Here is a 23137-nt window from a genome sequence, read left to right on the forward strand (position 1 = left end):
CCCCCCCCCCCCCCCCCCCCCCCCCCCCCCCCCCCCCCCCCCCCCCCCCCCCCCCCCCCCCCCCCCCCCCCCCCCCCCCCCCCCCCCCCCCCACCACGCAGCCGGACGGCTGACCGCCCCGTCCGGCCGGGAGCGCCCCACCGGGCCCGCCCTCCCGGACGGTCTGCGTACGGAGCGACCGCTGCGAGGCGGCGACGGCCGCCTCCCGGACGGCCGCCTCAGTCGGTGGGCCACACCGGGAGCGGGCGCACCGCCTCGCGCAGCGCGGCGGCGACGGCCCGGAACTCCTCGTGCCGGGCCGTCCCGGTCCGCATGGCCAGCGCGATCCGCCGCGAGGGGGCCGGCTCGGCGAAGTACCCGGTGGCCAGGTACTCGTTGCGGGCGGTCTCCAGGCGCAGGGCGGTGCGGGGCAGCAGGGTGACCCCGAGCCCGCCCGCGACCAGCTGGACGAGCGTGGACAGTCCGGCGGCGGTGGTGGTGACGTCCGCCCCGGCGCTGCGGCCCGCCTCGCGGCAGATGTCCAGGGCCTGGTCGCGCAGGCAGTGGCCCTCGTCGAGCAACAGCAGCTGGAGGCCGCGCAGTTCCTCGCGCGGGATGTCGCGCCGCCCGGCCAGCGGGTGCTCGCGCGGGGCCAGCAGGACGAAGTCCTCGTCGAAGAGGGGCAGTTCGGTGACGCCCGGCATGCCGAGCGGCACCGCGAGCAGCAGCAGGTCGAGGCGCCCGCCCGACAGCCCCTCCAGCAGCGAGGCCGTCTGCTCCTCGTGCACCTGGAGGTCCATGCGCGGGTAGCGCCGCTGGAAGAGCCCGAGCACGGTCGGCAGCAGGTACGGGGCCACGGTGGGGATCACCCCGAGCCGCAGCACCCCGGTGAAGGGCGCCCGGACCGCCTCGGCCTCCTCCAGCAGCCCGCCCATCGCGTCGAGCACGCCGCGCGCGCGGGCGGCGATCCGCTCGCCCGCCGGGGAGAGCAGCACCTTGCGGGTGGTGCGCTCCAGCAGCTGCACCCCGAGGGCCTCCTCCAGCGCGGAGACGGCGCCCGAGAGCGCGGGCTGGCTCATGCCGATCGCCGCGGCGGCGTCCCGGAAGTGCAGGTGTTCCGCGACCGCCGCGAAGGCGCGCAACTGCGCCAGCGTCGGCTGCTTGGCCTGCCTCGTCTGCCGCGTCTGCTTCAACTGCTTCGGTCCCCTATTACCGACAGCCACTGATAGGCACCTCCGATCACCCACCACAAGAGTAGCTATTTCCGTAATCAATGCAGCTGTGTCAGCATGTGAGATCCGTCCAACCCCTTCGGAAAGCCCCCAAAAGGGTCACTTTCCCGTTCGCAAGGAGAGTTCGTGCTCACTGTCGGTGACAAGTTCCCCAGCTACGACCTGACCGCCTGCGTCTCCCTCGAAGCCGGCAGCGAGTTCGCGCAGATCGACCACAAGACCTACGAGGGCAAGTGGAAGGTCGTCTTCGCGTGGCCGCTGGACTTCACCTTCGTGTGCCCGACGGAGATCGCCGCCTTCGGCAAGCTGAACGAGGAGTTCGCCGACCGTGACGCGCAGGTCCTCGGCTTCTCCCTCGACTCCGAGTACGTCCACCACGCCTGGCGCAAGGACCACGCCGACCTGCGTGACCTGCCCTTCCCGATGATGTCCGACATCAAGCGCGAGCTGTCGACCGAGCTGGGCATCCTCGGCGAGGACGGCCTGCCGATGCGCGCCGTCTTCATCGTGGACCCGAACAACGAGATCCAGTTCTCGATGGTGACCGCCGGTTCCGTGGGCCGTAACCCCAAGGAGGTCCTGCGGGTCCTCGACGCCCTGCAGACCGACGAGCTGTGCCCCTGCAACTGGAACAAGGGCGACGACACCATCAACGCGGGCGCCCTGCTGGCCGGTGAGTGACGGATGTCCCTCGACTCCCTCAAGTCCGCCATACCGGACTTCGCCAAGGACCTGAAGCTGAACCTCGGTTCGGTCATCGGCAATCAGGACACCCTCTCGCAGCAGCAGCTGTGGGGCACCGTCCTGTCCTGCGCGATCGCCTCCCGCTCCCCGCGCGTCCTGCGCGAGCTGGAGCCCGAGGCGAAGGCGGCCCTGTCGCCCGAGGCGTACACCGCCGCCAAGTCCGCCGCGGCGATCATGGCGATGAACAACGTCTTCTACCGCACGCGCCACCTGCTCTCCGACCCGGAGTACGGCACGCTGCGCGCGGGCCTGCGGATGAACGTCATCGGCAACCCCGGCGTGGAGAAGATCGACTTCGAGCTGTGGTCGCTCGCGGTCTCCGCGGTCAACGGCTGCGGCCAGTGCCTGGACTCGCACGAGCAGGTCCTGCGCAAGGCCGGCGTGGACCGCGAGACGGTCCAGGAGGCCTTCAAGATCGCCTCGGTGATCCAGGCCGTCGCCGTCACCCTCGACGCCGAAGCGGCCCTGGCCGCCGAGTAGTCACCCGCACGAGCGACAGGGCCCCCACAGCCGTCACCGGCCGTGGGGGCCCTGCGCGTTCACTTGCGCAGCCGGACCATGAGTGCGCGCATGTCCTCGATCATCGCGGTCTTGACCGCGTCGTCGTCCGGGTCCTGCTCACCGCCGTTCACGCCGAACCAGCGGGCGCTCAGGGTGAAGACCGCCCCGCCGTCGAGCACCTGCAGCCGGACCTGACCCACCTGCGTGGTCAGCAGCGCCCGTTCCCCGAGCCCGGGGACCTGCTCCACCTCGGCGCCCACCAGCCGCGTGCCGGGCTCCAGTCCCGGACCGGTCCCGAACTCCGGACCGGGATCGGCCTTCTTGTGCAACTCGACCACGACCTGGTTCTCGTAGCCGGGCATCCTGTCGGCGCCGCTCATGCCGACCGCGCAGTAGGACCAGTCCTGGACGGGGCCCTCGCCGTGTTTGGTCGTCCTCCCGTCGACCGAGCCGCCGATCCCGGAGAGCATCCGGAGGGGCGCCTCGTCGCACAGGTTCTCGGCGTGCCGGTAGCGGATCGGCGGCCCGGCCTCGGCGGAACGTTCCTGCACGACCAGTACGCCCGCCCACACCACCGAGGCCAGCACCGCCCCGCCCAGCGCCCACCGCCACGGCACGCGCCCGCCGCCCGACGGCGGGGACGGGGGCGCGGACGGAGACGGGGACGGGGACGGGGACGACGGCGCGAACGGAGCGTCCGGCCGGGCCTCCCCGGCGGGCCGGCCCGCGGGCCAGTCCCCTTCGAGCTCAGGCTCGCTGATCATCGCCGGCCCCCGGCCCCGTCACGGCCACGGCCGTGGCGGTGGCGCCGTGCGGGGCCGGACCCATCGCGACGGACGGGAGGTGCCGCTCGCGGGCGTGGGCCCGCAGGTAGCCGACGACCGTGTTCGTGACGGCGACCAGCGGTACGGCGACCACCGCGCCGCCGATCCCCGCGATCATCCCGCCGGCCGCGACCGAGAGCACCACCGCGAGCGGGTGGACCCGTACCGCGCGGCCCAGGATGAAGGGCTGGAGCACGTGCCCCTCGATCTGCTGCACCGCCAGCACCACCAGCAGCACCATCAGGGCGATGAACGGCCCCTGCGTCACCAGCGCCACGACCACGGCGAGCGCCCCGGAGACCACGGCGCCGACCAGCGGGATGAAGGCGAACAGGAAGATGAACACGGCCAGCGGCACGGCCATCGTCACGTCGAGGAAGTAGAGCCCGAGGCCGATGAAGACGGCGTCGATGAGCGCGACGAGGACGGTGCCGCGCACGTACGCGGTGAGCGTGCGCCAGGCGCGCGGACCGGCGCCCGAGAGGCCGGGGCGGGCCGCGGCCGGGACCAGGCCGAGCACCCAGTTCCAGATCTTCGCGCCGTCGTAGAGCAGGAAGAGCGTCGAGAACATCGCGAGCAGCATGCCCGTCAGCACCTCTACCAGGACCGTCACGCCCTGGAGCCCGGCGGAGGTGATCTCCTCGGTGTTGGTGCCGATCGTCTCGCTGAGGTTCTTCGCGATGTCGTTGATCTGCTTCTCGGTCACGTGGAACGGGCTGTCCAGGGCCCAGCTCTTGAGCTCGTTGATGCCCTCGCGCAGCCGGTTGGAGAGGTCGTCGAGGTTCTCCATGACCTGCCAGACCACGAACCAGCCGACCAGTCCGATCACGACGAAGCCCAGGATCGCCGTGACGGCGGTGGCCAGCCCCCTCGGCAGCCCGAGCCTGCGCAGCCGGACCACGAAGGGCTGGAGCAGCGCGGTCACCAGCAGGGCGGCCGCGAAGGCGAGGACGACCAGCCGGACTTCGCTGATCACCTTCATCAGCACCCAGAGCATCCCGGCGAGCAGCAGCAGCCGCCAGCTGGCCTCGGCGGCCACGCGCATGCCCCAGGGGATGACGGTCACCGGATCGGGCTTGGCCGGCGGCGGGAGCGCCCCGGACACGGCCTGCGGTACGGGGACGGGCGCCTCGGCGGCGCCCACGACGGGCGCCACCGGCTCCCCGGTGGCCTCGGCCTCGACCTCGGCCCGCCGTTCGTCGAGGCGCGCCTCCATCCGGCTCAGTCTGCTGCCGAGCCGGCCGAGCCAGCCTGCCCTCTTCGACATCTCGTTCCCTTCCCCCGTCCTACGGTCACACCTCGCACGACCGTACACGCGAGGGGCCCCGCACCGTAGGACGGTGCGGGGCCCCTCAAGGTTGAACCGGCCCGGAGGCGGTTCCGCTAGTACCAGCCGTTGGCCTGGTGGAAGCTCCAGGCACTGCACGGGCTGCCGTAGCGCTCGTTCATGTAGCCCAGGCCCCACTTGATCTGAGTGGCCGGGTTGGTGCGCCAGTCCGAGCCGGCCGAGGCCATCTTCGAACCGGGGAGCGCCTGGACCAGGCCGTAGGCGCCCGAGGAGGAGTTGACCGCCTGGTAGTTCCAGGTGGATTCCTCGTTGATGATGTTGGAGAAGCACTGGTACTGGCCCGAGGGGACCAGCTGCTGCGCGATGGCCTTGACCTGCGAGACCGTGTAGGAGCCCTGGAGGGGGAAGTCACCGGCGTCGCGGGTGGCGGACCGGCTCGCGACCTCGTCCTTCTCCTCGCGCTCCTTCTTGAGCTTGGCCTCGGCCTCGTCCTGCTTGGCCTTCTCCGCCTTCTCGGCGTCGGCCTTCTTGGACTTGGCGTCCTCGGCGGCCTGGATGCGGGCAGCCTCTTCCGCCGAGCGCTTGGCGTCGGTGTCGGCGGCGTGGGCGATGGCGTCGGCCTGCTGCGTCAGGGACGCGCTCTGGACCTGGGCCTGCTCGCCGACCGGGATGTCAGTGAGGAGAGTCGCACCCGACGCGGTGGTCTCGATGTCGTTCGAGGAGGCGGCGTCGCCGGTGGCGACGCCGACGACTGCGCCGACGGTGGTGACCGCGGTGGCCGAAGCCACTGCGAACCCCCGGACCGAAATCCGGCTCACACGGTGTCCTTCCAGCAGCGTCCGCAGTGACCGCGCGGGCGCGAGAGTGCCCCTCGACACTGGTCTCCGGGAAGGTTCGGTCACTGGAGACGCGGGCCCGTGGGCAACTCCCCTGCGGGGGCTGCCACGTGAAACCGGGCGGCATACGGACATCGGCTGTGGAGTTGTGGTGCTGCGCGTATCCCACGGGAGATACAGGTGTGCCGTATGCGGGGCCTGACGGAAAACAGACTCTGCCGGACCTCGACGCCGCAGGGCAATTCCACGTTGCGTGGGAAAGGTCACACCTGGCATGTTGCCGTTGTTTTCGACAAAGCCCTGTGCAGCACGACGCCGCCCGGCTAGGCTCCTGGGCCTTTGCCGGGCGGCGCCAACTCGCCTTCCCGCTATGGGGTTTTTGACCCTTTCGGGCCGGGTGGGCGATCGGTGCCGGTCAGAGCGTTTCGAGCATCTCGGTGACCAGGGCCGCGATCGGGGAGCGCTCGGAACGGGTCAGCGTGACGTGGGCGAAGAGCGGATGCCCCTTCAGCTTCTCAACGACGGCGACCACTCCGTCGTACCGGCCGACCCGCAGATTGTCCCGCTGGGCCACGTCGTGGGTCAGAACCACCCGCGAATTGGCCCCGATCCGGGACAGAACGGTCAGCAGGACGTTGCGCTCCAGCGACTGGGCCTCGTCCACGATCACGAAGGAGTCGTGGAGCGAACGGCCGCGGATGTGCGTGAGCGGCAGGACCTCCAGCATCCCGCGGCCCAGCACCTCCTCGATGACCTCGCGCCCGGCCACCGCCGAGAGGGTGTCGAAGACCGCCTGCGCCCAGGGGCTCATCTTCTCGGACGCGTCGCCGGGCAGGTAGCCGAGGTCCTGGCCGCCGACCGCGTACAGCGGGCGGAAGACCATCACCTTCTTGTGCTGCCTGCGCTCCAGGACCGCCTCCAGGCCCGCGCAGAGCGCCAGCGCCGACTTTCCGGTGCCGGCCCGGCCGCCCATCGACATGATCCCGATCTCCGGGTCGAGCAGCAGGTCGAGGGCGATGCGCTGTTCGGCGCTGCGGCCGTGCAGTCCGAAGGCCTCCCGGTCGCCCCGGACGAGCTTCACGTTGCCGTCGGCCGTGACCCGGCCCAGGGCCTTGCCGCGCTCGGACTGCAGGACCAGTCCGGTGTGCACGGGCAGCTCCGCGGCCTCCGGTACGTAGAGCCGTTCCTCGGAGTAGAGGAGGTCCACCTGCTCCCCGGAGAGGGCGAGCTCGCTCATGCCGGTCCAGCCGGCACCGGTGATCGCGAGTTCCGCGCGGTACTCCTCCGCGAGCAGCCCCACGGAGGAGGCCTTGATGCGCAGGGGAAGGTCCTTCGAGACGACCGTGACGTCGTAGCCCTCGGCCTGGAGGTTGCGGGCGACCGCGAGGATGCGCGAGTCGTTGTCCCCCAGCCGGAAGCCGGCGGGCAGGACGCCCGGGTCGGAGTGGTTGAGCTCGACGCGCAGGGTCCCGCCCAGATCGCCCAGCGGGATGGGGGCGTCGAGGCGACCGTAGCGGACCCGGAAGTCGTCGAGCAGGCGCAGGGCCTGACGCGCGAAGTAGCCGAGTTCGGGATGGTGCCTCTTTGCCTCCAGCTCTGTGATCACCACGATCGGGAGCACGACCTCGTGCTCGTCGAAGCGGGAGAAGGCGTTGGGGTCTGCCAGCAGGACGCTGGTGTCGAGGACGTAGGTCCGCCTGTCGGGCAGGCGGCGCTTTGTGCTGGTCACCACGGAAGGACGTACCCCCTCGGAAGAGGTCGGGCCATGAAGACCGGACCGGTCAACGGCACCCCTGCCAGGGCCGAATTCCGGCCCTCCAATCCGTCCGTGCGAACCGCACGCGCGTCCTGGTGCAAAGGGCCTCCCGGGCGGACGGCCCTGTGCCGTCCGCTGAGACTCGACACCCGTGGACCGGGCGTCGACCTGCCTGGGTTATGCCCTCGAACATGCGCCGCCATGCCATGGCATATGACGGACGCTCGGTGAATCCCTGGTGAAGGGTTCGCGAGGGGGCGGGAGGGGCCGAAGGGGCGTCAGCTCCGCGGGGTCAGGTGCCGTAGCGCCGGTGGCGGGCGGCGTAGTCGCGCAGGGCGCGCAGGAAGTCGACCTTGCGGAAGGCCGGCCAGAAGACCTCGCAGAAGTAGTACTCCGAGTGGGCGCTCTGCCACAGCATGAATCCGGACAGCCGCTGCTCGCCGCTGGTGCGGATCACCAGGTCCGGGTCGGGCTGGCCGCGCGTGTAGAGGTGCTCGGCGATGTGGTCGATGTCCAGGACCTCGGCGAGCTCCTCGAAGGAGGTGCCCTTCTCGGCGTGCTCCAGGAGCAGCGAGCGCACGGCGTCCGCGATCTCCTGACGGCCTCCGTAGCCCACGGCGACGTTGACGAGTATCCCGTCGACGTCGTGCGTGGCCTGCTCGGCCTCCTTGAGCACGGACTGGGTCTGTGCGGGCAGGATGTCGAGGTTGCCCACGTGGTGGACGCGCCAGCGGCCGTCCGCGGCGAGGCCCCGGACCGTGTTCTCGATGATGTTGAGCAGCGGGCGGAGCTCGACCTCCGGCCGGTCCAGGTTGTCCGTGGACAGCATCCACAGGGTGACGACCTCGACGTCCGTCTCGGTGCACCAGCCGAGCATCTCGGAGATCTTGTCGGCGCCGGCCTGATGGCCCTGCACCGTGGTGCTCCCCGCCGCCTTGGCCCAGCGCCGGTTCCCGTCCAGGATGACGCCGATGTGCTTGGGCGACGCGTCGTGGTCGAGGCGGCCTTCCACCCGGCGTGCGTAAAGCCTGTACACCAGGTCGCGCAGCTTCACGATCTTCCAGCCCCTCCGTGCAATGCCCCCGTGCGGATTGCGGTCTCCCCCGAGGCCGCCACATTACTGCGCGGCGGGATCGGGTACCCAACTCGGTCGGTCACAAGTCCGTGATAGGGAGGACATCGTGACTGATAACAATCCCTATCGGGCAGAGCCCTCGCGCTACGACTCCATGCAGTACCGGCGCACCGGCCACAGCGGCCTCAAGCTTCCGGCCATCTCCCTCGGCCTCTGGCACAACTTCGGTGACGACAAGTCCCTGGAGTCCCAGCGGGCCATCCTCCGCCGCGCCTTCGACCTCGGCGTCACCCACTTCGACCTGGCCAACAACTACGGCCCGCCGCCCGGCTCGGCCGAGCTGAACTTCGGCAAGATCTTCGCGCAGGACTTCGCGTCCTACCGCGAGGAGCTGGTGCTCTCCACCAAGGCCGGCTACCTGATGCACCCGGGCCCCTACGGTGAGTGGGGCAGCCGCAAGTACCTCCTCGGCTCGCTCGACGCGTCGCTGAAGCGGATGGGCGTGGACTACGTCGACGTCTTCTACTCGCACCGCTTCGACCCGGAGACCCCGCTGGAGGAGACCATGGGCGCGCTCGCGTCCGCGGTCCAGCAGGGCAAGGCGCTCTACGTCGGCGTGTCCTCGTACACGGCGGAGCAGACGGCCGAGGCGGCGCGGATCCTGCGCGGGATGGGCGTGCGGCCGCTGATCCACCAGCCCTCGTACTCCATGATCAACCGCTGGACGGAGGAGGACGGGCTGCTGGACACCCTGGAGGAGGCCGGCATGGGCTGCATCTCCTTCGCGCCGCTCGCGCAGGGCCTGCTGACCGGCAAGTACCTGGGCGGCATCCCGGAGGGCTCGCGGGCCAGCCAGGGCAAGTCCCTCAACCCGGACCTGCTCTCCGAGGACGTCCTCGGCCGCCTCGCCGGCCTGAACGAGATCGCCGCGCGGCGCGGGCAGTCGCTGGCGCAGCTGGCGCTGACGTGGGTGCTGCGCGACGAGCGGATGACCTCCGCGCTGATCGGCGCGTCGAGCGTGCGGCAGCTGGAGGAGAACGTGGCCGCGCTGGCCGCGGCGCCGCTGTCGGCGGAGGAGCTGAAGGAGATCGACTCCTTCGCCGTCTCCACCCCCGGCACCAACATCTGGGCCCAGCGCGGCTGACCTGCGTTTTTGCCCAGAAGGGGCGGAAAGAAAAAAACGGGCCGGTCCGTGGGGGGGATACGGACCGGCCCGAGGGGGGGGTTCCACCATAACCCTTCGTAAAGCGAGATGCGTGCATTGCCGCGAAACGATTACGCTCCGAATCCGCCCAGCAGCACTCCGGTGAGGGCGCCGGCGGCCATGAAGGGGCCGAAGGCGAAGCCCGCCGTACGGGTCGCCCGGCCCCTGAGCACCAGGCCGAGGCCGTACAGGGCCCCGTAGAGGAGGCCCAGGAAGGCCCCGGCGAGCCATACCCCCCACCCGTACCACCCAAGAGCGACCCCGAGCGGGAGCGCCAGCTTGACGTCGCCGAGGCCCATCCCGGCGGGGTTGATCAGGAACAGCAGGAGGTACGCGGCCCCGAGCGCGACCCCGCCCAGCAGCGCGAGCCGCCACGAGCCGGCGGCGCCGGGCAGCAGCGCGGCGGCGCCGAGGAGCGCGGCGGTGGCGGCGGCCAGCGGCAGGGTGAGCACGTCGGGCAGCCGGTGGACGGCGAGGTCGACGAGGGCCAGCAGCACCAGCGCCGGGGCGAGCAGCACGTACGCCGCCGCCTCGGGGCGCGGGCCCACTCCGGCGGCGAGCGCCCCGCAGACGGCCGCGGAGGCCGCCCAGGCCCCCGCGGGCCCGTAGCGGCGCCCCGCGCAGCGGGCGGGGCCGAGCCATCCGGCGAGCGGGTGTCCCCGGGGGCAGCTACGCCGCCAGGGCTCCCCGGGCTCCACGGAGAGCCGGTACGCGGCGCGCGGCAGCCCCAGCCCGGCGGCGGCGCCGTACGCGACGGCGAGGAGGACGATCACGGCGTGGCCCATCCGCCGACGGTAGACCGCGGTACGCGGACGCCGGGGCCGTTTCCCCTTTCCCCGCAGGGGTGGGGGCCGGGGGCGGGAGCCTCTAGGGTGGCCGCCATGACGCGGTGGGGCGACGGGTACGGGATCCTCCAGGTCGGCGGGGTGGCGGTGCCGCTGGAGGTGGCCGCCTCGTACCGGGCGCGTACGCGCGGGCTCCTGGGGCGGGACGGCATCGAGGGGGCCCTGCTGCTGACCCCGGCGGCGAGCGTGCACACCTTCCGGATGCGGTTCGCGATCGACGTGGCCTACCTGGACCGGAGCCTGCGGGTCCGCGCCGTGGTGACGATGCCGCCGGGCCGCCTGGGCCTGCCCCGCCCGCTCTCCCGGCACGTCCTGGAGGCGGAGGCGGGTGCGATGGCGGGCTGGGGGCTGCGCCCCGGGATCCGGGTCGGGGTGCGGCCGCGGGACCGTCTCGACACCGCCTAGGTCCGCGGGCGCTCGGGCGGTAGGTTGGGGCGGTTGAGCTGGGGCGCGCAGGGGAGCGGCATGACGGAGAACGCGCGGATCAAGGCGCTGGAGCAGATCATGCCGGCGACGCACGGCGCCGACGAGGACATCGACTGGCAGGCGGCCGAGGCCGTCTGGGGCACCCGCTTCCCGGCCGACTTCGTCGCGTTCATGGGGCGTTACGGGGCCGGTTCCATCAACGGCGAGGCCAGCATCCTGCTGCCGCTGCCCAAGCCCGGACTCCAGTGGGACCCGGCGGAGATGTCGGAGGAGACCGCCAACGCCCGGCAGGCCTGGGAGGACGGGGGCGGCCGGGCCGCCTTCGACGTGGATCCGGAGTCCATCGTCGCGTGGGGCGTCACCGGCGGCGCCGACGTCCTGTGCTGGCTGACCACCGACCCGGACCCGGACCGGTGGCCGGTCCTCGTCGTCGGGCGGCACACCGCCGACGCGTTCGCGGTGTACCCGTACGGCATGGCCGAATTCCTGCTGCTGCTGTGCTCCGACGAGTTCGACGTGAGCCCCGTCGGCATCACCTTCTGGGACGTCGGCCACCTCAGCTTCGTCCACTGGCGCAAGGCCCAGCGCCGCTGGCAGGAGGGCCGCAACCCCGAGACCGGGGAGCCCGACCCCTACGCGGGCGAGTTCGCCGACTAGCCGGCCGACCCGCCACACCCGCCACACCCTTCAGCCCGTTTCCCGGCCGGAAACGGGCTTTTCGGCATGTCTGCGCATGTCTACGCGCGTCCAATTCATGGACCGTGTATCGGAAAACACGAGCGAGAATTGCGGAATTTGGAGCATTGAACACAACTGCCGACCCAATGGAATCAACCGCGCCACCCTCGGGAGAGAATTCCGGCCAACGGGCCACGGCGGGACACCCCAGCCCGGAGCAACTCATAAGTAATATCCGGTCTCAAAAGAAAATCAGGGGTACCCACCCGTGCGACGAAGAATGTTCGGAGCTGCCGCCACGGCGGCCGTCTTCGGCCTGCTGATACCGCTTTCCGGCTGCGGAAGTTCCGAGGCCGGGTCGGGGGACAGCGGAACCCTGCGCCTGGTCGCGGCCGAATACGGCGACAATGCGGGCAACAGCTCCAAGGCTTTCTGGGACCAGGTGACGAAGGATTTCACCGCGGCCAACCCGGACATCAAGGTCGAGGTCCAGCTGCTTCCCTGGGCCGACATCGACCGCGAGGTCTCCCGGATGGTCAAGGCCGGCAAGGCGCCCGACATGGCCCTCATGGGCTCGTACTCGGACTTCGCGGCCCAGGGAAAGCTGTATTCCGCGGACGAGCTCCTCTCCATCACCGCCGAATCGAACTTCCTCCAGCCCCTCGCCGAGGCGGGCTCGGTCGGCAACACCCTCTACGGCCTGCCCTTCGTGGCGAGCAGCCGTCTGCTCTTCTACAACCAGAAGCTGCTCGCGGACGCCGGGGTCATCCCCAAGGACGGTTCGGCCACCTGGCAGCCGAAGAACTGGTCCGACCTGAAGGCCGCCGCCAAGGCGCTCAAGGACAAGGGCGTGAAGTACCCGTACGCCCTTCCGCTGGGCCCCGAGGAGGCCCACGCCGAGACGCTGATCTGGGAGCTGAGCAACGGCGGCGGCTACGCCGACAGCAGCGGCAACTACGCCCTGGCCTCCGACGCGAACATCTACACCCTCCGCTGGCTCCGGGACCAGCTGGTCGCCCCCGGCCTGACCGGCCCGACGCCGCCGTCGCACCTCAACCGCGCGGACGCCTTCGCCGCCTTCCTGCGCGGCGAGGTGGGGATGCTCAACGGCTACCCGTCGCTCTCCCACGAGGCGCGCGCCAAGGGCATCACCGTCGGCGCCGTCGCCATGCCGGTCTCGGACAGCCTGGGTGCGGGCGAGACCCCGCCGACGGTGGGCGTGGCCGACTGGATGATGGCCTTCAAGCAGAACGACCACCGCGCCGAGATCGGCAGGTTCCTCGACTTCGTCTACGCGGACAAGTACCTGTCGGACTTCGCGGGCCGCTACCACCTGCTGCCCTCGACGGTCACGGCCTCCCGCACCCCGGCGGGCGGGGGTCTCGACAAGACCGACGAGCAGTTCCTGACCGCCCTGCGCGGCGCCCAGCTCTACCCCGTCAACGACCCGACCTGGGTGACGGTCAGCGACACCATCAAGCGCGGGATCGGGCGGGCCGTGGAGCCGGGCGGCGACCCGAAGGCCATCCTGGAGGGCATGGCCGCGAAGGCGGCGGAGGCAGGGAAGAAGCACTGAAGCGCCTCCCGATCCGGGACCTTCGACCCTCCGCCCGTACCCATCCCGTACGGCACCATGACCGTGACGGCCTTGATCCAAGGCCCCGGCCCGGTCGCCCGCCGAGCACCCACAAGGTGCCGGGGCGCCAGGCCTCCCCTCCCCCGCCTCCTCCGCGGGGCTAGTGCGCCCCGTTCTCCGCGGCGAACGCCGTCCGGTACTGCTCGCAGCTGGAGTCCCAGGGCAGGCTGCCCGTCAGCGTCCCGTAGCCGGTCCGGGTGACCGACCACTCCACCGTGTACCGACCGGTGTCGCACGCGATCCGCTCGTTCCCCGCCACCTTCTGACGCCCCGTCGCCGGCTGCCCGGACAGTTCCTTGCGCACCTCACCGACCGCGGCCCCCTTCGCGTCGCGCAGCACCGCGTGGACGACGATCGGCTGGTTGCCGTCCTTGGTGGTCAGGGCCTTCTTCACGACCGCCGAGTCGGAGACCGCCCAGGCGAACTCGTACGAGGGCTGCCAGGCCAGCGTCTTGGGATCGCCCACCTGGCGCTTCCACTCGGGCGCTTCCTGCGGACCGGGCCGGGACACCGTCTTGTACTGCACTCCCGGGTGGAAGCGGAGCTGTCCCTCCACCTTGTGCATGTCGTCCTTGGTCCACATGGACTTCATCGCCTTCTCGTCGCCCGCCGGGTCCTGGAGGTAGGCCGTGCCCTGCGCGGCGGTGGCGGCGGCCTGTCCGAGGGCGGGCGCGAGGGCCGCGACGGCGGCGGCGAGGCTGAGGGCGACGGTGCGGGTGCGGTTCATGCACGGCCCAACGGGAGCCCGCGGCGGGCCGGAACGACGCCGCGGGCGCGTTCACCCGTACGGGAGCGGGCCGGGCGCGCGCAGGTGACGAACTCCCGGATCCGACAGGAATACGATCCCACCGCCTCTGGTTGGCTGCCGACGGACACTGCGGAAAGATCCGCGTGCGACGAACGGGGGATGCCATGGGCGTGATGGTGAACGGAACGGTGGCGGCGGGCTGGGAGCCTGTGCGGGAGGAGTTCGAGGCCTTCGTGACCGGCGAGCACGCCTCGCCCGAGGCCCAGCTGTCGGTGCGTCACCACGGGCGGGTCGTCGTCGACCTGTGGGGCGGCGAGGACACCGAGGGGGACACCCTGACCGGGGTCTACTCGATCACCAAGGGTGCCGCGCACCTGGTGGTGGCCCTGCTGGCGCAGGAGGGCGTACTGGACCTGGAGCGCCCGGTGTCCTCGTACTGGCCGGAGTTCACGGGGCACGGCAAGGAGCGCCTGACGGTGCGGCAGCTGGTCGCGCACGGCTCCGGGCTGATCAACACCCCCGAGGGCTTCTCGTACGAGGAGATCGCGGACGACGCGCTGATCGCGGCGCGGCTGGCCGGCGCCGAGCCCTACTGGGAGCCCGGTACGGCGTACGGCTACCACGCCTTCGTGATCGGCGCCCTGACGGGCGAGGTGGTCCGGCGGGCGACCGGCCGCTCCCTCCGGGAGGTCTACGAGGAGCGGCTGCGGGTCCCCTACGGGCTGGACCTGTACATGGGTCTGCCGGCCTCCCAGGAGGGCCGCTGGAAGCCGGTCCTGGAGATGGCGCCGACCCCGGCCCAGCTGGAGGTGCTGGCCTCGGGCGAGCCGCTGCCGGAGCTGTTGAAGATCGCCTTCAACTGGCACCGGGAGCCCGCGATGGACCTGGTCGCGTACGCCAACCACCCGCAGGTGAAGGGCCGGGGCCCGGCCTCCGCGGGCGGCGTCGGCACGGCGCGCGCGGTGGCGGACCTGTACGCGGCGGCCATCGGCGGGCTGAACGGCCTCCCGGCGCTGCTGAAGCCGGACACCCTGGCGGATGTAGCGCGACCGCACACCCCGGGCGCGGACTCGGTCGTTCCGGAGGCCGACCACTTCGGTCTGGGCTTCGAACGGCAGCACGCGGTGGGCCCGGAGGCCTTCGGGCACTGCGGCGCGTCGGGCGGGCTCGGCTTCGGCGACCCGGTCACGGGCGTCGCGTACGGGTACACGCGCCGCCGTTTCGGCTTCCCGGGCGGTGTGGGCCCGGAGAACGGTCCGCTGACGGCGGCGGTGTTGGGGGTGGCGCGGGGGCTGTAGCCCCGGGACCCGTGGATCAGGCCTGGCCGGTCTCGAAGCGGACGACGTGGCCGTCGGCGATCTCGAACCGCCAGGCGGTGCGCATCTCGCCCCAGGTGTCGTTGCGGTAGTCGACCACCAGGGAGCGGCCCCCGTCGGCTTCGGAATCGACCGACATGTGGCCGTGGCAGGACCAGATCTCCCGCTCCGACCAGTCGTCGACGTCGCGGTCCGAACCGTCGTCGGACATGGTCGCGCCGGGGGTCAGGACCGCGTGGAAGGCCGTGCGGTCCCCGGCGTTCACGGCGGTGACGAAGGCGCGGACGGCGGGGTCGGTCAGCTGGGTGGGGTCGATCACGGGGGCTCCTGGGCGGCTGCGTGCGTACCGTGCTGCGTGCGCGACCAGGGAACACCGTGGCGGCCGCGGGCGCGGCGACCCTCACCCGTTCGCCGCCGGACGGCGTGTCAGGCGGCGGTGCGGCGGGGTTTCAGGGGGGCGGTGCGGGCGCGGCTCAGGGGGCGGTGCGGACCGGGAAGCCGGTCGGCCGGCCCTGCTCCTTCAGCCAGGTCAGCACCTGGTCGAGGGCCTCGACGGTCTGCCGGCGGTCGCCGCCCCCGTCGTGGAAGAGCACGGTGGGGCCGTTGCCGATCTCACGCTTGACGGCGGCGACGATGGCGGCGGTCCCGGGCTTGCCGAAGTCCTTGGTGTCGACGTTCCAGCCGAGCGGGCGCATGCCCTGGGCGGCGGCGATCCGCCGGCTGTCGGGGGTGAAGGCCCCGCCGGGGGCCCGGTAGTACTCGACCCTCGCGCCGCCGCCCGCCGCCTCCTCGATCAGCTTCTTCGCGTCGACGATCTGCGCCTCCTGGTACGCGACGGGCTTCTTGTCCATGGCCGTGTCGTGGCTCATGGTGTGGTCGCAGAGCCTGTGGCCGGCCGCGACGACCTGCTTGACCAGCTCCGGGTGGGCCTTGGCCTGCGGGCCGATCATGCAGAAGACGGCCTTCACGTCGTGGCGGGCCAGGACGTCGAGGACCTGTGGGGTCCAGCGGGGGTCGGGGCCGTCGTCGATGGTGATGTTGACGGTGTTCCCGCCGCCCTCGGAGGCGTGGGCGATGGTGTCGGGCAGTCCCGCCGGTGCGGCGGGGGCGCCGCCCGCGCCGGTGGCGGCCCCGCCGGTGCCCCCCTCGTCCGGCCCGCCGTCCGCTTCGCCCTGGCGCGAGGCGCTGCCCTGCCGGTGGGCGGTGTGGCCGTCCGCGGCGACCAGGGCCGTCACGCCCCAGACGGTCGCCGCGACGGCCACGGCGGAGGCGCCGACCGCCATCCGGGTCCGCAGGGCCTGCTTCTGCGTGCGCGTCATGAGTCCACTCCCCATCCGGACTTGTGAGGGTCCTGTGGGTCATGACGTCTTGGAAGCGGGCCGGGTTCCACCCGATTGCCCTATAAATTCCAGGTAATAAGGACTTTGGTCCTTTATAGCCCCGGACGCCCCTCCTGCCCCACGGCACCGGGGCCGGGCGTTGCGAGCACCAGCGCGGAGTCCGTGTGGAGCGTGATGCGCACCGGCGTGAAGGTCGTGGCGTCCGCCGACGACTCCCCGGTGCCGGGGTTGCGGGCGTAGCGCGGATGGGCGCCCCCGCTGATCTGCCAGCGCATGCGGTGACCGACGGCGAAGCGGTGGGCGGTGGAACTCATCGGCACGGTGACGGTCGAGGGCATGCCTTCCTCCGTCCGAAGCCGGCCCAGCCCGTCGCAGATGTTGACGGAGCGGCCCTGCTCGTCCACGTCGCACAGGCGGGTGAAGACGTCGGCGTGGCCGGTGTCCGTGGAGATGGTCAACCGGGCGGTGACCGGGCCGAGGACGTCCACGGGCGCCGTCAGCGGGGGTCCGGTGAACGTCAGCACGTCGTCCCGGCTCTCCAGGGCGCCGTTGTCACGAGGACCGGCCGTACGGGAGAGCAGCGGGCCGCCGAGCGAGGGGGTGGGGTCGTCCGGGTCGTAGCGGACCGACGCCAGTGGCGCGGACTGCGCGGGAGCCCGCTCGGTGAGCCGCCCCTGCTCGGCCGGGAACCACGAGGTGGTGGCCGCGGCCGGCGGCCAGTCGTCGAGGTCCCGCCAGTCGTCTTCGCCGCCGACGTGCACGCGGACCCTGGTGGGACGGAGACCGGAGGCATCGCCGCACAGGTGCGCGCGCAGCCAGGCGAGGCTCTCGGCGAAGACCTCGGGCCACCCCTGCTGCAGCGCGGACGTGTGGGTCCAGGGGCCGACGAGCAGGGAGGTCTCGCAGCCGGCCTCGCGCAGCCGGTGGTACTGCCCCAGGGTCTGGTCGCCCATGACGTCGTGCCATCCGGTGATCAAAGCGGTCGGCACGCCCAGCCGCTCCGCCACCGTCGCCATCGACGCGCCGTGCCAGTACGCGTCCTCGGCGTCCGGGTGCGACATCACCTCGTCCAGCCAGGGCACGTCACCCCCGAGGGCGGGCGCGTACGCCCCGCGCAGCGGCCGCGCGGTGGTGACTTCGCCCAGGCGGCGCTGCAGACGCATCGTCGCCCTGACGAACCGGCCCATGCCCTGGTGCTGGTACGTCATGCCGGCGCCGACGGCGAGGGCGTTCTCCAGGCGGAGCGCACCGTCCGCGTAGAACAGGGAGTACGGATCGTGCAGCCCCACCTGCACCACCATCGCCTTCAGCTCCGGCGGCGGGTCCGCGGCGAGGGCCCACTGCACGTATCCCAGGTAGCTGGGCCCGACGGTCCCCAGTGTTCCGTCGAACCAGCTCTGCTCGCGCAGCCAGGACACCGTGGCCCGGCCGTCGGCGGCCTCGTTGCGCCACAGGTCGAACTCGCCGCCGGAGCCGCCGGTGCCGCGGCAGCTCTGCAGCACCACGTGAAAGCCCTGTTCGGCGAAGAGCACGCCGTACATCGGAGACCACGGCAGGCCCCTGCCGTACGGCGAGCGCACCAGGAGGGTGGGGAAGTCGCCGTCGGCGCGCGGGAAGTAGTGGTCCGTGACCAGCGGGCTGCCGTCGGCGGCCGGCACCCGCAGCCCCGGCTCCCACCCGACGTCGTACCGCTTGGCCGGGAGGCCGCGCCAGGTCGCCCTCATCATCCGCGAGGCCAGCGGCGGCTTACCGGAAGGCATCGCCCAGGTCGTCCTCGGCGCAGGACCGTGCGTGCGTGTTGCCATCGTTCCCCTCCTCCATGTCCGTACAGTGTACGAGAATACAGGATGCTTGGATGAGGCCCGCAAGGGCCGCCCTGATCAAGGAAGGGAGCATGGACCATGCCCCGTAGAGGAGGGGCCGATGCCGCAGGCATCGACCCCGAGCAGCTCTGGCTGGGTTCCGACCAGCCCCGCAGGGGGCGCAAGCCCGCCTACAGCAGAGAGACGATCACCGCGGCGGCCGTCGCCCTGGCGGACGCGGAGGGGCTCGAAGCGGTCACCATCCGGAAGGTCGCCGCGCAGGTCGGAGCCGGCGCCATGTCGCTCTACAGCTACGCCCCCGACAAGGAGACGCTGCTGGAGCTGATGGTCGACCACGTCAGCGGCGAACTGCCGGCCGCGCACGCGCCCACCGGCGACTGGCGCGCCGAGCTGAAGGCCATCGCGCACCTCCAGCGCGCCCACATGCTGCGACACCCCTGGCTGCCCGCCGCTCTGGCCACCCACCGCACCCCCGGCCCCAACACCCTGGCCTTCCTGGAACGCGCGCTCGCCGCCCTGCGGCCCACGGGGCTGGACGGCGCGGCGAAGCTGGAGGTCTTCGCCCAGCTGACCGCGTTCGTGGCCGGGCACGTCGGCCACGAGATCGCGCGGGCCGCGGCCTCGCAGTCCCCCGACCGGGCCGCGGCGGAAGTCCGCTACCTCACCGCCGTCGCGACGGACGGCCGCCACCCGGAACTCGCCGAGGCCCTCGCCGCCCCCGGACGCCCCCTCACGCCCGAAGCCACCTTCGACCGGTTCCTCAACCGCCTCGTGGACGGGCTCGACACCGGCTGATCCCGCGGGGCCGCGGGGCCGCATACGGAAACGGGTCCGGCCCGGGGATCTCTCCCCGGGCCGGACCCGTGTGGTGTGTGCCGCGTGCCGCGTGCGCACCGCGCGTTCCCGCGCGGGGGACTCAGTGCGCGAAGGAGTCCTGCGGAGCGGGCGCGGCCTTGGCGCCCTCGCCGCCGCCCTGGGCCGGACCGGCGCCCCGCAGCGGGACCTCCTTGACGAACCAGGCGAGCACGAAGCCCAGTACGGCGATGCCCGCGCCCAGCAGGAACGCCGAGTGCGTACCGGCGGCCACCGCGTGCTGGTAGGCGTCGCGCACGGCCTCTGGCAGCTTGGCCAGGCTCGCCGCGTCCAGCTGGGCGGAGCCCGCGGCCTTGGCGGCCTGCGGGCCGAGCCGCTCGGACATGGTGTCCGTGACCTGGGTGGTGAAGAGCGAGCCCATGAGGGCCACGCCGAAGGAGCCGCCCAGGGTGCGGAAGAGCGTGGCCGAGGAGGAGGCGACGCCCATGTCCTTCATGTCCACGCTGTTCTGCGCGACCAGCATGGTGATCTGCATCAGGAAGCCGAGACCGGCGCCGAGGACGGCCATGTAGAGGCCGGAGACGAGGCGGGTGGTGCCGGTGTCCATGGAGGCGAGCAGGAAGAGCCCGACGACCATCAGCGCGCCGCCGATGATCGGGAACATCTTGTACCGGCCACTGCTGGTGGTGATCCGGCCCGCGACGAGCGAGACGACCATCATCGAGAGCAGCATCGGCAGGAGGAGCAGGCCCGAGTTGGTGGCGGAGGCACCCTGCACCGCCTGCTGGAAGAGCGGCAGGTAGAGCACGCCGCCGAACATCGCGAAGCCGACGAGGAAGCCGATCACGGACATGAGCGTGAAGTTGCGGCTGCGGAAGATGTGCAGCGGCATGACCGGCTCGGCGGCCTTGGTCTCGACGTAGAGGAAGGCGGCGAGCGAGAGCAGGCCGACGACGATCAGGCCGATGATCTCCGCGGAACCCCAGGCGTACTCGGTGCCGCCCCAGGTGGTGACGAGGACGGTCGAGGTGATGGCGACGGTCAGCAGCGCCGCGCCCAGGTAGTCGATCTTCCCCTGCGCCTTCTTCTTGGGCAGGTGCAGCACGGCCGTGACCATCGCGAGGGCGACGGCGCCGAGCGGGAGGTTGATGTAGAAGGCCCAGCGCCAGCCCATGTGGTCGGTGATGGTGCCGCCGACCAGCGGGCCGCCGATCATGGCGAGGGCCATCACGCCGGCCATCATGCCCTGGTACTTGCCGCGCTCACGGGGCGGGATCAGGTCGCCGATGATCGCCATGACGCCGACCATCAGACCGCCGGCGCCCAGACCCTGGATCGCGCGGAAGCCGATCAGCTGGCCCATGTCCTGGGCCATGCCGCTGAGCGCGGAGCCGACGAGGAAGATGACGATCGAGGTGAGGAACGAGCCCTTGCGCCCGTACATGTCACCGATCTTGCCCCAGATGGGGGTGGAGGCCGCGGTCGCCAGGGTGTAGGCGGTGACCACCCAGGAGAGGTGTTCGAGACCACCGAGCTCACCGACGATGGTCGGCATCGCGGTCCCGATGATCATGTTGTCTAGCATGGCGAGCAGCATGGCGATCATGAGTGCCATGAGCACGACGCGCACGCTGCGCGGCTTCACCTCCCCCGAGGCGCCCGCCTGCTTGACCGTCTCGCTCATGTCCACTCCCCTGGTACTGGCACTTCTTCGTTCGGTCGGGCACTTACTTGCCGCCCGGCTAGTTCACTACACTGGGGAAGGTAGTCCTGCTACTAGCCGGGCGTCAAGTAAGTTCTCGTGGGGAGAGTCATGTCCAGCAGTTCCAGCGGCACCGCTCCGCAGGCCAAGCGCGGAAACACGCGCCAGCGCATCCAGGACGTCGCGCTGGAACTCTTCGCCGAGCAGGGATACGAGAAGACCTCCCTGCGGGAGATCGCGGAGCGGCTGGACGTCACCAAGGCGGCGCTCTACTACCACTTCAAGACCAAGGAAGACATCATCATCAGTGTCTTCGAGGACTCGACGCGGCCGATCGACGAGCTGATCGAGTGGGCCCAGGGGCAGCCCCGGACGCTGGAGACCAAGCGGGAGGTGCTGCGCCGGTACAGCGAGGCGATGGCGTCGGGCGCACAGCTGTACCGCTTCATGCAGGAGAACCAGGCGACGATGCGGGAGCTCAGCATCGGCGAGACCGTCAAGAAGCGGCTCTTCACCCTGGTGGAACTGCTGCGCACGGACGAGGGGCCGCTGGCGGACCAGGTGCGCTGCGTGAGCGCCCTGTTCACCCTGCACGCGGGGATGATGTTCCTCCAGCACGTGGAGGGCGACCCGGAGGAGACCCGCCAGGCCGCCCTGGAGGTGGCCACCGATCTGATCACCCGCGCCCACCAGGCGCAGTAGCCGTCGCGGGGGCGGTCGGCTCCACGACGGCCGCACCGGCGACCGGCGCGCCGGGGGCGATGCGGAAGCCGAGGTCGCAGGGCAGGAGCGGGGCGAGGTGGCGGGCCGCGTCGGCGGCGAGGGCGGCCAGCGGCTCCGCGGCGCCGGGCGGCACCGCCTCGTCCGCCACCCGGCTCTCCCTCCGGTGCACGTTCACCGCGAGCCATCGCTCATCCGCGCCGGCGGGGGCCCGGCATGGCAGGTAGAGACTCGCCGCATGGTCGTTCGCGTACCCCTCGACCTCCGCCAGCCGGACGGGAGCGTTGCCCCGCACCCGGCTCCGGGCGTCCTCGGGGGTGAGCCAGTGGTAGTCGCCCCAGAGGGCGCCGCCCCCGGCGGTCATCCGGCACCAGGTACCGCCGTCGGCCCGCACGGGCTCCCGGGACTCCGCGTACCCCTCGCCGCGCGTCCGCGACGGCAACAACGCGGCGACCTCCCTCCCCGTCAGGACGCCCCCACAGGTCCGGACGGGCACCCGCACGGAGTCCGGGAGCGACACCCACCAGAGCGCGGACCCCATCAGCACGACGGCGAAGACCGCGCCGGCCAGGTTCCGTCTGACATCCACCACCATGCCCGCATCCTGACCGCCCGGACGGGCACTCACGCCCGAACAGCCGTTCTGTCAGGGGATGTTCACCCGGCAGAGGCCTGCGGACCGCTCACCACTTGAGCAGCACTCCGCGCCAGGTCCACCCGGCGGCGAGGACGGCGTCCCGCAGGGGGTCCTTCATGTCCCGCGAGTCGAACCGGAACGTCTCGACCAGGTGTCGGCGGCCATCGGGGCCCTTCTCGAACTGCCACTTCCTGGCGACCATGACTCCGCCCCCGCGGCCGTACTGCCGCCCGGAGTACTCGTGCGATATCTTCCCCCACTGCTCTTCGAGCGCCCGCACCTCGCGGGCCGCCGGAACCAGCCGCATCCGGATCTTGACGGTCAGGTCCAGCCGCGGAACGTGCCGGTCCGCCACTAGGTCGGCCTTCTCCTTGGGAAAGCCGTGGCGCACCTGGAACACCGCGTCGGGCCCGTTGAGCGCGAGCAGCGCTTCCCGCACCTCCATGGTGGGCAAAGGCCTGACATCGCGGTCGGGGTACTTGGTACCGGTTAGCTTGTCCCGAAGGCGCCCCATCGTCAGACCCCCGCTCCGCTGTTCGGGCGCACCGTGCGCACGAAGTCCTGGAAGTCGGGCAGGACGCTTTCGTACTGCACTGCGGTGGCGGTCAGGGCCACCCGGATCAAGGCGCGCCCACGCACGTCCTCGTGGTCCAGCAGGAACAGATAGACCTGGGACTGGACGAGGTCGCGGCTTTCGTCACCCACAAGGGTCGAGAAGGTGATCCGCTGGGCCAGCGCAGGCGCATCATCGGACCCGAGTTCGCGACGATGGGTCACCGTCACCGATGCGGCGAACTCACGCAGGCGCTCCACCGAGGCATCAGCAAGCTCGGCCGCCGTCACCTCATCTTTGGGGAGTCCCCCGTCAACGGTGATGTTGGCATCGAACCCGGCATCCGGATGAGGATGCACCGCGGCGTAGGCGACGCCTGCAGGGGCGGCAGCCGGAAGCCAGCCCTCCGGCAGGCTGAACTCGATGGGCACCGGCAGCGTAGTGGACATCTTGGCCCCTCC

At 71.6% G+C, this 23137-nt stretch carries 24 protein-coding genes; 9 read left to right on the forward strand and 15 right to left on the reverse strand.

Going from position 1 to position 23137, the window contains the following annotated elements:
- Positions 1-218: 218 nt before the first annotated feature.
- Positions 219-1202 carry a hydrogen peroxide-inducible genes activator gene (locus ACZ5D2_RS35495; RefSeq protein WP_371676873.1) on the reverse strand — a complete coding sequence of 328 codons (984 nt, stop codon included), beginning with the start codon at positions 1200-1202 and terminating at the stop codon, positions 219-221.
- A 135-nt stretch (positions 1203-1337) separates the two neighbouring features.
- Between ACZ5D2_RS35495 and ACZ5D2_RS35500 the strand changes: the two genes are divergently transcribed.
- Together ACZ5D2_RS35500 and ACZ5D2_RS35505 are read left to right on the forward strand one after the other, a co-directional pair.
- Positions 1338-1892, forward strand: a complete 555-nt coding sequence (locus ACZ5D2_RS35500; protein ID WP_030226236.1) for a peroxiredoxin — start codon at positions 1338-1340, stop codon at positions 1890-1892.
- A gap of 3 nt (positions 1893-1895) precedes the next feature.
- Positions 1896-2435, forward strand: a complete 540-nt coding sequence (locus ACZ5D2_RS35505) for an alkyl hydroperoxide reductase (RefSeq protein ID WP_030226238.1) — start codon at positions 1896-1898, stop codon at positions 2433-2435.
- A 59-nt stretch (positions 2436-2494) separates the two neighbouring features.
- On the opposite strand, the gene ACZ5D2_RS35510 is transcribed toward ACZ5D2_RS35505, so the two are convergent.
- From ACZ5D2_RS35510 to ACZ5D2_RS35530, 5 genes are all read right to left on the reverse strand, one after another.
- A complete protein-coding gene (locus ACZ5D2_RS35510; protein ID WP_371676874.1) occupies positions 2495-3220 on the reverse strand; it encodes a hypothetical protein in 726 nt (241 codons plus the stop codon).
- Positions 3204-4547 (reverse strand): AI-2E family transporter, encoded by a 1344-nt coding sequence (locus ACZ5D2_RS35515; RefSeq protein WP_468935233.1) that lies wholly within the window; start codon positions 4545-4547, stop codon positions 3204-3206. The genes ACZ5D2_RS35510 and ACZ5D2_RS35515 overlap by 17 nt, the downstream gene beginning before the upstream one ends.
- A 116-nt stretch (positions 4548-4663) precedes the next feature.
- Positions 4664-5386 carry an aggregation-promoting factor C-terminal-like domain-containing protein gene (locus ACZ5D2_RS35520; protein ID WP_371676876.1) on the reverse strand — a complete coding sequence of 241 codons (723 nt, stop codon included), beginning with the start codon at positions 5384-5386 and terminating at the stop codon, positions 4664-4666.
- Between the two features lie 433 nt (positions 5387-5819).
- Positions 5820-7136: a PhoH family protein gene (locus tag ACZ5D2_RS35525; protein WP_030226246.1), complete on the reverse strand. Its 1317-nt coding sequence runs from the start codon at positions 7134-7136 to the stop codon at positions 5820-5822.
- 316 nt (positions 7137-7452) lie between these two features.
- The gene (locus tag ACZ5D2_RS35530) at positions 7453-8214 is read right to left on the reverse strand and encodes an isoprenyl transferase (protein WP_266841925.1); all 762 of its coding nucleotides are present in this window, start codon (positions 8212-8214) and stop codon (positions 7453-7455) included.
- 127 nt (positions 8215-8341) lie between these two features.
- Here ACZ5D2_RS35530 and mgrA point away from each other — a divergent pair, with 127 nt between their 5' ends.
- Positions 8342-9379, forward strand: coding sequence for an L-glyceraldehyde 3-phosphate reductase (gene mgrA, locus ACZ5D2_RS35535; protein ID WP_371676877.1), 1038 nt, complete (start codon positions 8342-8344; stop codon positions 9377-9379).
- A gap of 131 nt (positions 9380-9510) precedes the next feature.
- On the opposite strand, the gene ACZ5D2_RS35540 is transcribed toward mgrA, so the two are convergent.
- Positions 9511-10224: a prepilin peptidase gene (locus ACZ5D2_RS35540; RefSeq protein WP_468935239.1), complete on the reverse strand. Its 714-nt coding sequence runs from the start codon at positions 10222-10224 to the stop codon at positions 9511-9513.
- A gap of 96 nt (positions 10225-10320) precedes the next feature.
- Between ACZ5D2_RS35540 and ACZ5D2_RS35545 the strand changes: the two genes are divergently transcribed.
- The 3 genes from ACZ5D2_RS35545 (at position 10321) to ACZ5D2_RS35555 (ending at position 12964) form a co-directional block, all read left to right on the forward strand.
- Complete coding sequence (locus ACZ5D2_RS35545) at positions 10321-10689, forward strand: DUF192 domain-containing protein (protein WP_371676879.1); 369 nt, start codon at positions 10321-10323, stop codon at positions 10687-10689.
- A gap of 60 nt (positions 10690-10749) precedes the next feature.
- The gene (locus ACZ5D2_RS35550) at positions 10750-11367 is read left to right on the forward strand and encodes an SMI1/KNR4 family protein (protein ID WP_356220842.1); all 618 of its coding nucleotides are present in this window, start codon (positions 10750-10752) and stop codon (positions 11365-11367) included.
- 301 nt (positions 11368-11668) lie between these two features.
- Complete coding sequence (locus tag ACZ5D2_RS35555) at positions 11669-12964, forward strand: extracellular solute-binding protein (protein WP_468935243.1); 1296 nt, start codon at positions 11669-11671, stop codon at positions 12962-12964.
- 160 nt (positions 12965-13124) lie between these two features.
- On the opposite strand, the gene ACZ5D2_RS35560 is transcribed toward ACZ5D2_RS35555, so the two are convergent.
- On the reverse strand, positions 13125-13751 hold the full coding sequence (locus tag ACZ5D2_RS35560) for a hypothetical protein (RefSeq protein ID WP_371676880.1): 627 nt from the start codon (positions 13749-13751) through the stop codon (positions 13125-13127).
- A 194-nt stretch (positions 13752-13945) separates the two neighbouring features.
- Here ACZ5D2_RS35560 and ACZ5D2_RS35565 point away from each other — a divergent pair, with 194 nt between their 5' ends.
- Positions 13946-15070, forward strand: a complete 1125-nt coding sequence (locus ACZ5D2_RS35565) for a serine hydrolase domain-containing protein (RefSeq protein WP_468935245.1) — start codon at positions 13946-13948, stop codon at positions 15068-15070.
- Between the two features lie 16 nt (positions 15071-15086).
- Here the strand turns inward: ACZ5D2_RS35565 and ACZ5D2_RS35570 are convergent, their stop codons facing one another.
- The 3 genes from ACZ5D2_RS35570 to ACZ5D2_RS35580 form a co-directional block, all read right to left on the reverse strand.
- Positions 15087-15407: a nuclear transport factor 2 family protein gene (locus tag ACZ5D2_RS35570; RefSeq protein WP_280919524.1), complete on the reverse strand. Its 321-nt coding sequence runs from the start codon at positions 15405-15407 to the stop codon at positions 15087-15089.
- A 154-nt stretch (positions 15408-15561) separates the two neighbouring features.
- Positions 15562-16407 carry a polysaccharide deacetylase family protein gene (locus tag ACZ5D2_RS35575; RefSeq protein ID WP_371676882.1) on the reverse strand — a complete coding sequence of 282 codons (846 nt, stop codon included), beginning with the start codon at positions 16405-16407 and terminating at the stop codon, positions 15562-15564.
- A 113-nt stretch (positions 16408-16520) separates the two neighbouring features.
- Positions 16521-18188 (reverse strand): CocE/NonD family hydrolase, encoded by a 1668-nt coding sequence (locus ACZ5D2_RS35580; RefSeq protein ID WP_468935248.1) that lies wholly within the window; start codon positions 18186-18188, stop codon positions 16521-16523.
- Between the two features lie 141 nt (positions 18189-18329).
- Between ACZ5D2_RS35580 and ACZ5D2_RS35585 the strand changes: the two genes are divergently transcribed.
- The gene (locus ACZ5D2_RS35585; protein WP_371676884.1) at positions 18330-19046 is read left to right on the forward strand and encodes a TetR/AcrR family transcriptional regulator C-terminal domain-containing protein; all 717 of its coding nucleotides are present in this window, start codon (positions 18330-18332) and stop codon (positions 19044-19046) included.
- 121 nt (positions 19047-19167) lie between these two features.
- Here ACZ5D2_RS35585 and ACZ5D2_RS35590 read toward each other — a convergent pair whose 3' ends face one another.
- Positions 19168-20748, reverse strand: coding sequence for an MDR family MFS transporter (locus ACZ5D2_RS35590; protein WP_371676885.1), 1581 nt, complete (start codon positions 20746-20748; stop codon positions 19168-19170).
- A 129-nt stretch (positions 20749-20877) separates the two neighbouring features.
- Here ACZ5D2_RS35590 and ACZ5D2_RS35595 point away from each other — a divergent pair, with 129 nt between their 5' ends.
- Positions 20878-21468, forward strand: coding sequence for a TetR/AcrR family transcriptional regulator (locus tag ACZ5D2_RS35595; protein WP_371676886.1), 591 nt, complete (start codon positions 20878-20880; stop codon positions 21466-21468).
- On the opposite strand, the gene ACZ5D2_RS35600 is transcribed toward ACZ5D2_RS35595, so the two are convergent.
- The 3 genes from ACZ5D2_RS35600 to ACZ5D2_RS35610 all read right to left on the reverse strand — a co-directional run bounded on the left by ACZ5D2_RS35600 (position 21443) and on the right by ACZ5D2_RS35610 (position 23125).
- Entirely contained in the window at positions 21443-22081 is a 639-nt protein-coding gene (locus tag ACZ5D2_RS35600) for a hypothetical protein (protein ID WP_468935251.1), read from the reverse strand. The genes ACZ5D2_RS35595 and ACZ5D2_RS35600 overlap by 26 nt on opposite strands.
- 88 nt (positions 22082-22169) lie before the next feature.
- Positions 22170-22568, reverse strand: a complete 399-nt coding sequence (locus tag ACZ5D2_RS35605; RefSeq protein WP_468935254.1) for a hypothetical protein — start codon at positions 22566-22568, stop codon at positions 22170-22172.
- A 71-nt stretch (positions 22569-22639) separates the two neighbouring features.
- Positions 22640-23125: a hypothetical protein gene (locus ACZ5D2_RS35610; protein ID WP_468935257.1), complete on the reverse strand. Its 486-nt coding sequence runs from the start codon at positions 23123-23125 to the stop codon at positions 22640-22642.
- Between the last annotated feature and the right edge of the window lie 12 nt (positions 23126-23137).

This window comes from Streptomyces sp. NPDC031479 (genome assembly GCF_055581065.1).

Bases quoted from the DNA above. Each gene is read 5' to 3' on its own strand.
- ACZ5D2_RS35505 (WP_030226238.1), top strand. From the start codon at position 1,896: ATGTCCCTCGACTCCCTCAAGTCCGCCATACCGGACTTCGCCAAGGAC.
- ACZ5D2_RS35510 (WP_371676874.1), bottom strand. From the start codon at position 3,220: ATGATCAGCGAGCCTGAGCTCGAAGGGGACTGGCCCGCGGGCCGGCCC.
- ACZ5D2_RS35515 (WP_468935233.1), bottom strand. From the start codon at position 4,547: ATGTCGAAGAGGGCAGGCTGGCTCGGCCGGCTCGGCAGCAGACTGAGC.
- ACZ5D2_RS35540 (WP_468935239.1), bottom strand. From the start codon at position 10,224: ATGGGCCACGCCGTGATCGTCCTCCTCGCCGTCGCGTACGGCGCCGCC.
- ACZ5D2_RS35545 (WP_371676879.1), top strand. From the start codon at position 10,321: ATGACGCGGTGGGGCGACGGGTACGGGATCCTCCAGGTCGGCGGGGTG.
- ACZ5D2_RS35550 (WP_356220842.1), top strand. From the start codon at position 10,750: ATGACGGAGAACGCGCGGATCAAGGCGCTGGAGCAGATCATGCCGGCG.
- ACZ5D2_RS35555 (WP_468935243.1), top strand. From the start codon at position 11,669: ATGTTCGGAGCTGCCGCCACGGCGGCCGTCTTCGGCCTGCTGATACCG.
- ACZ5D2_RS35560 (WP_371676880.1), bottom strand. From the start codon at position 13,751: ATGAACCGCACCCGCACCGTCGCCCTCAGCCTCGCCGCCGCCGTCGCG.
- ACZ5D2_RS35565 (WP_468935245.1), top strand. From the start codon at position 13,946: ATGGTGAACGGAACGGTGGCGGCGGGCTGGGAGCCTGTGCGGGAGGAG.
- ACZ5D2_RS35575 (WP_371676882.1), bottom strand. From the start codon at position 16,407: ATGACGCGCACGCAGAAGCAGGCCCTGCGGACCCGGATGGCGGTCGGC.
- ACZ5D2_RS35580 (WP_468935248.1), bottom strand. From the start codon at position 18,188: ATGCCTTCCGGTAAGCCGCCGCTGGCCTCGCGGATGATGAGGGCGACC.
- ACZ5D2_RS35585 (WP_371676884.1), top strand. From the start codon at position 18,330: ATGCCCCGTAGAGGAGGGGCCGATGCCGCAGGCATCGACCCCGAGCAG.
- ACZ5D2_RS35590 (WP_371676885.1), bottom strand. From the start codon at position 20,748: ATGAGCGAGACGGTCAAGCAGGCGGGCGCCTCGGGGGAGGTGAAGCCG.
- ACZ5D2_RS35595 (WP_371676886.1), top strand. From the start codon at position 20,878: ATGTCCAGCAGTTCCAGCGGCACCGCTCCGCAGGCCAAGCGCGGAAAC.
- ACZ5D2_RS35600 (WP_468935251.1), bottom strand. From the start codon at position 22,081: ATGGTGGTGGATGTCAGACGGAACCTGGCCGGCGCGGTCTTCGCCGTC.
- ACZ5D2_RS35605 (WP_468935254.1), bottom strand. From the start codon at position 22,568: ATGGAGGTGCGGGAAGCGCTGCTCGCGCTCAACGGGCCCGACGCGGTG.
- ACZ5D2_RS35610 (WP_468935257.1), bottom strand. From the start codon at position 23,125: ATGTCCACTACGCTGCCGGTGCCCATCGAGTTCAGCCTGCCGGAGGGC.